General features: G+C 64.0%; 4 protein-coding genes. 3 read left to right on the plus strand and 1 reads right to left on the minus strand.

From position 1 onward, the window contains the following. Positions 1–77: 77 nt before the first annotated feature. Entirely contained in the window at positions 78–1,292 is a 1,215-nt protein-coding gene (locus ABQX22_RS26585; RefSeq protein ID WP_349802842.1) for an aspartate aminotransferase family protein, read from the minus strand. A 97-nt stretch (positions 1,293–1,389) separates the two neighbouring features. Between ABQX22_RS26585 and ABQX22_RS26590 the strand changes: the two genes are divergently transcribed. From ABQX22_RS26590 to ABQX22_RS26600, 3 genes are all read left to right on the plus strand, one after another. Further along, the gene (locus ABQX22_RS26590) at positions 1,390–2,292 is read left to right on the plus strand and encodes a LysR family transcriptional regulator (protein WP_349802843.1); all 903 of its coding nucleotides are present in this window, start codon (positions 1,390–1,392) and stop codon (positions 2,290–2,292) included. A 43-nt stretch (positions 2,293–2,335) separates the two neighbouring features. Further along, entirely contained in the window at positions 2,336–2,929 is a 594-nt protein-coding gene (locus ABQX22_RS26595) for a GNAT family N-acetyltransferase (protein WP_349802844.1), read from the plus strand. 113 nt (positions 2,930–3,042) lie between these two features. Then, positions 3,043–4,056, plus strand: a complete 1,014-nt coding sequence (locus ABQX22_RS26600; protein WP_349802845.1) for a zinc-dependent alcohol dehydrogenase family protein — start codon at positions 3,043–3,045, stop codon at positions 4,054–4,056. Positions 4,057–4,227 lie beyond the last annotated feature (171 nt).

Here is a 4,227-nt window from a genome sequence, read left to right on the forward strand (position 1 = left end):
CGAGGCTGCGATTGCGGTATACCTGACACACCGCATCGCAGCCTCGCACGGGCTCGTCAGCTCCTACAGGTCCGGCGTCAGCCACACACCACCGATTGCCGCGCAACGGTCGCTTGCCCTTTCACCCCCAAAACCCCGCTCACGCCCTCCACAATCCTGCGCACGTCCTGCTCACCAATGATCAACGGCGGCACCAGCCGGATGGTCTGCCCCCGTGTCACGTTGATCAGCAGCCCGTGATCCCGCGCGGCATTGAGTGACAGGTCGGCAATCGCCCGGTTCAGTTCGATGCCGATCATCAGGCCCTGCCCGCGGATGCTCGCCACGTCGGGATGGCCCTTGAGCGCGTCACGCAGCCCTTCCAGCAAAGCCGTGCCCTGCTCGGCGGCATTGATCAGCAAACCTTCGTCGTCGAGGATGTCCAGCACGGTGCACGCCACCCGACACGCCAGCGGATTGCCGCCGAACGTGCTGCCGTGGCTACCCGGGGTAAACAGCTGCGCCGCGACGCCACGGGCCAGGCACGCGCCGATCGGAATGCCGTTGGCCAGCCCCTTGGCCAGGGTCATGACGTCCGGGACGATGCCGTGGTGCTGGAACGCAAACCACTGGCCCGTGCGACCCATACCGGTCTGGATCTCGTCCAGCATCATCAGCCAGCCGCGCCGGGTACAGAGTTCGCGCACCTGTTTCAGATAACCCGGCGGCGGCAATTGCACGCCGCCTTCGCCCTGAATCGGTTCCAGAAACACGCCGACGATGCGCTCGCCATGCAACCGTCCGGCCGCTTCAATGGCGGCGATATCACCGAAGGCAACCCGGACGAATTCCCCCGGCAGCGGCTGGTAGCCCAGGCGCACGCCGCCGTTGTCGCTGGCCGACAAGGTCCCCAGCGTGCGGCCATGAAACGCGTTGCCCATCACGATCACCAACGGCTGACGGATGCCCTTGGACCAGCCGTACAGCCGCGCCAGCTTGAGCGCGGTTTCATTGGCTTCGGCGCCGGAGTTGTTGAAAAACGCCTGCTCCATCCCCGCCCGCTGCGTGAGCTTGAGCGCCAGCCGTTGCTGCCAGGCGATGCCGTAGTGATTGGAGGTGTGCAACAGCAGACCGGCCTGGTCGCGGATGGCCTCGACGATCCGCGGGTGACAATGCCCGACGTTGGTCACCGCCACCCCCGCCACCGCGTCCAGGTACTCGCGGCCCTCCTCGTCCCAGAGGAGCGCGCCGAGGCCTCGGCTGAAACTCAGCGGCAGGGGCTTGTAGGTGTTCATCAGGCAATCGGCGGTCATGGCCAGCACTCCTTTGTGGATGTGCTCGCAGTATCGTTAGCCCTCGTGGGTGTATAAAGTGCGCTTTCATTGGTGCACTTTTAAGCAGGGCTTGATAATGGATGTTTTTCAGTCGATGACGGTGTTCGTGCAGGTGGTGGAAAGCGGCAGCATGACCGCCGCCGCCCGGCATTGCGAAATGTCCACCACCATGGTCGGAAACCACCTCAAGGCCCTTGAGCAACGATTGGGCATCAGCCTGTTGCAACGCACGACCCGTCGACAAAACCTGACCGAATTTGGCATGGAATATTACCGCCGCTGCATTGAAGTGCTGGGCCTGGTGGCCGACTCCGACCGCCTGGCCGAACAGGCCCAGAGCCAGCCGGCCGGCACCTTGCGCGTCACGGCCCCGCCAGCCTTCGGTGCCGAGCGCCTGGCGCCGATGCTCAGCGAGTTCGTTCAGGCTTATCCGGAGGTCAAGCTGGAAGTGGTGCTCAATAACCAGTTGATGGACCTGGTGGAGCACGGCTTCGATGCGGCCATCCGCCTGGGCATGCCGGAGCCTTCGAACCTGATCGCTCGGCCCCTGCAGGATTACACCCTGACCATCTGCGCCTCGCCCGATTACCTGCAACGCCATGGCATTCCGAAACACGCCAACGACCTGCAACGCCACCACTGCCTGGCGTTCGCCTACCCGGCCGGGGATGAATGGCGGGCTTCGGAAAAACTGTGGAAGCTCACCGGGCCCGAGGGCGAAATTGAAATCCCGGTGTCGGGACCGATGATCGTCAACAGCACCCCGGCCCTGCGTCAGGCGGCCTTGTCCGGGATGGGCGTGACGATGCTGCCGGACGTGCTGATCCAGCAAGACCTGGCCGCCGGCAAGTTGGTGCCGTTATTGCAGGGCTATCGGCCGCCCAGCCGCCCGATGTTTCTGATGTACGCACAGGACCGCTACCGCCTGCCGAAAGTCAGGCATTTCGTCGACTGTGCGCTGGCGGCGTGGGGCAAGTAAGGCCGGACACGGCCCATCATCATTGTTCAGGAGCGGCACGCACATGCGCACAATGGAATGCCCGTCATCCTCCCTCGCCGGTCTTCGGGTCGTCCCGTTGACGGCCGCGGACGAACCCGCCGTTCAAGCGTTCTTCGAGGCCAACCCCGGTTATTTCATGACCTGCAACGGCGAGCCCCCGCGGCCGTCAGAGGCGCGGGAGGAACTCAGCGGTGACGTGCCGCCGGAGTTTGCGTACCGCCAGCGTTGGATCTGGGGCTATGTGGACGCGCAAGGTTCGCTGGTGGCCCTGGTCAACATACTCGCTGACCTCTGGGCGACCGGGGTGTGGCATATCGCGTTCTTCATCGTCGCCTCGTCCCGTCAAGGCAGTGGTGAAGCGGGGCTGATTCATCAGGACATCGAACGCTGGGCCCAGGCCAATGGCGCCCAGTGGATGCGGCTCGTGGTGGTGCAAGGCAACCACAAGGCGGAACGGTTCTGGGCGAAAACCGGCTACCAGCAGACCCGGACGCGGGAAGGCATCGAGATGGGCAAACGGGTCAACACCCTGCGCATGATGATCAAACCGCTGGAAGGCCGCACGGTGGAGGCGCATCTGGAGCGCGTGCCCAGGGATCGACCCAACGCCGAATAATCCGCTGCGGCCCAATCGATAATGGGCATGTCGGGTATCGACGGACAGAAATGGCTCGCCCCTGAGCGGCTCGATACAGTGAATTCCTCAGTCATCACTGGTCGAGGTTTTAAATGTCCCGCGCCATCAAATTTCATCGCTTCGGTAAAGCCGATGTGCTCAGTTGCGAGGAGCAGCCTGACCGGTCCCCCGGACCGCAGGAAGTGCTCGTGCGCGTCGAGGCCATCGGCATCAGCTGGGACGATGTGTTGTGGCGCCAGGACCTGTCCCTGAACAAGCCGCAGTTGCCGGCCGGTCTCGGGACCGAGATGGCAGGCATTGTCGAAGCCTTGGGCGACGCGGTGACCGACCTTGCCATCGGCGACAGGGTGGCCAGCTTCAAGGCCATGAGCGCCAACGATTACCCGGTCTGCGGCGATCACGTCCTGGTGCCGCGCAAGGCCCTGACGCGCTACCCGGATCAGCTCACTGCGGTCGAGGCCAGCGTGCATTACACGCCGCTGTTGCTGGCCTATTTTGCCTACGTCGATCTGGCCCATGTGCAACCCGGCGACACGGTGCTGGTGACCGACGCTGCGTACAGCCCCGGTCTTGCGTTCGTGCAATTGGGCAAGGCGCTGGGTCTGCGGGTCATCGCGTCGACCAAACGGGCCGAGGACCGGGATTACCTGCTGGCCCACGGTGCGGAGCGTGTGATCGTCACCGACGAGGACGACATTGGCCTGCGCATTGGCGCGCTGTCCAAAGGCCAGGGTATCGCGGCGGTGTTCGATGGCTTGGGGGGCATGCAGATGTCGCTGCTGGCCGACGTGCTCGCGCCCCGTGGCAGTCTGGTGTTGTACGGCCTGCGCGGCGGCAACCAGACCCCGTTCCCGGCGATTGCGGCGTTCCGCAAGAACATGCGGTTTTTCGTGCACTGCCTGGAAAACTTCACCGGCAAGCCGGAGCTGGGCATCGAGCAGGACGTGGCGGCGGTGGAACGGGCATTGGCGGTGATCAATGCGCTGACCACCCAAGGTGTGCTCAAGGCCGACATCCACCGCACTTGGCCGTTCGAGCAATTCGGCAAGGCGCATCATCATCTCGACGAACAGCCGGTGAAGGGGCGCGTGGTGTTGAAGGTGTGAGGGGATGGGCCGTTTTCTGTTCGGATCACGCAGCCCCCTGCAGGAGCTGTCGAGCGGGTGCGAGGTTCCGGGGTCGTGCTCGACCGATGCGGTGTGTCTGACACGACTCGGGATTGGATCGGGTGAATATCCGTTATCGGAGGTGTTGCTGATATCGGTTCCGCCCTTACG

Origin of the sequence: Xanthomonas sp. WHRI 1810A, from assembly GCF_040202885.1 — a bacterium.
Taxonomy (GTDB): Bacteria; Pseudomonadota; Gammaproteobacteria; order Pseudomonadales; family Pseudomonadaceae; genus Aquipseudomonas.

Bases quoted from the DNA above. Each gene is read 5' to 3' on its own strand.
- ABQX22_RS26585 (WP_349802842.1), bottom strand. From the start codon at position 1,292: ATGACCGCCGATTGCCTGATGAACACCTACAAGCCCCTGCCGCTGAGT.
- ABQX22_RS26595 (WP_349802844.1), top strand. From the start codon at position 2,336: ATGCGCACAATGGAATGCCCGTCATCCTCCCTCGCCGGTCTTCGGGTC.
- ABQX22_RS26600 (WP_349802845.1), top strand. From the start codon at position 3,043: ATGTCCCGCGCCATCAAATTTCATCGCTTCGGTAAAGCCGATGTGCTC.
- ABQX22_RS26590 (WP_349802843.1), top strand. From the start codon at position 1,390: ATGGATGTTTTTCAGTCGATGACGGTGTTCGTGCAGGTGGTGGAAAGC.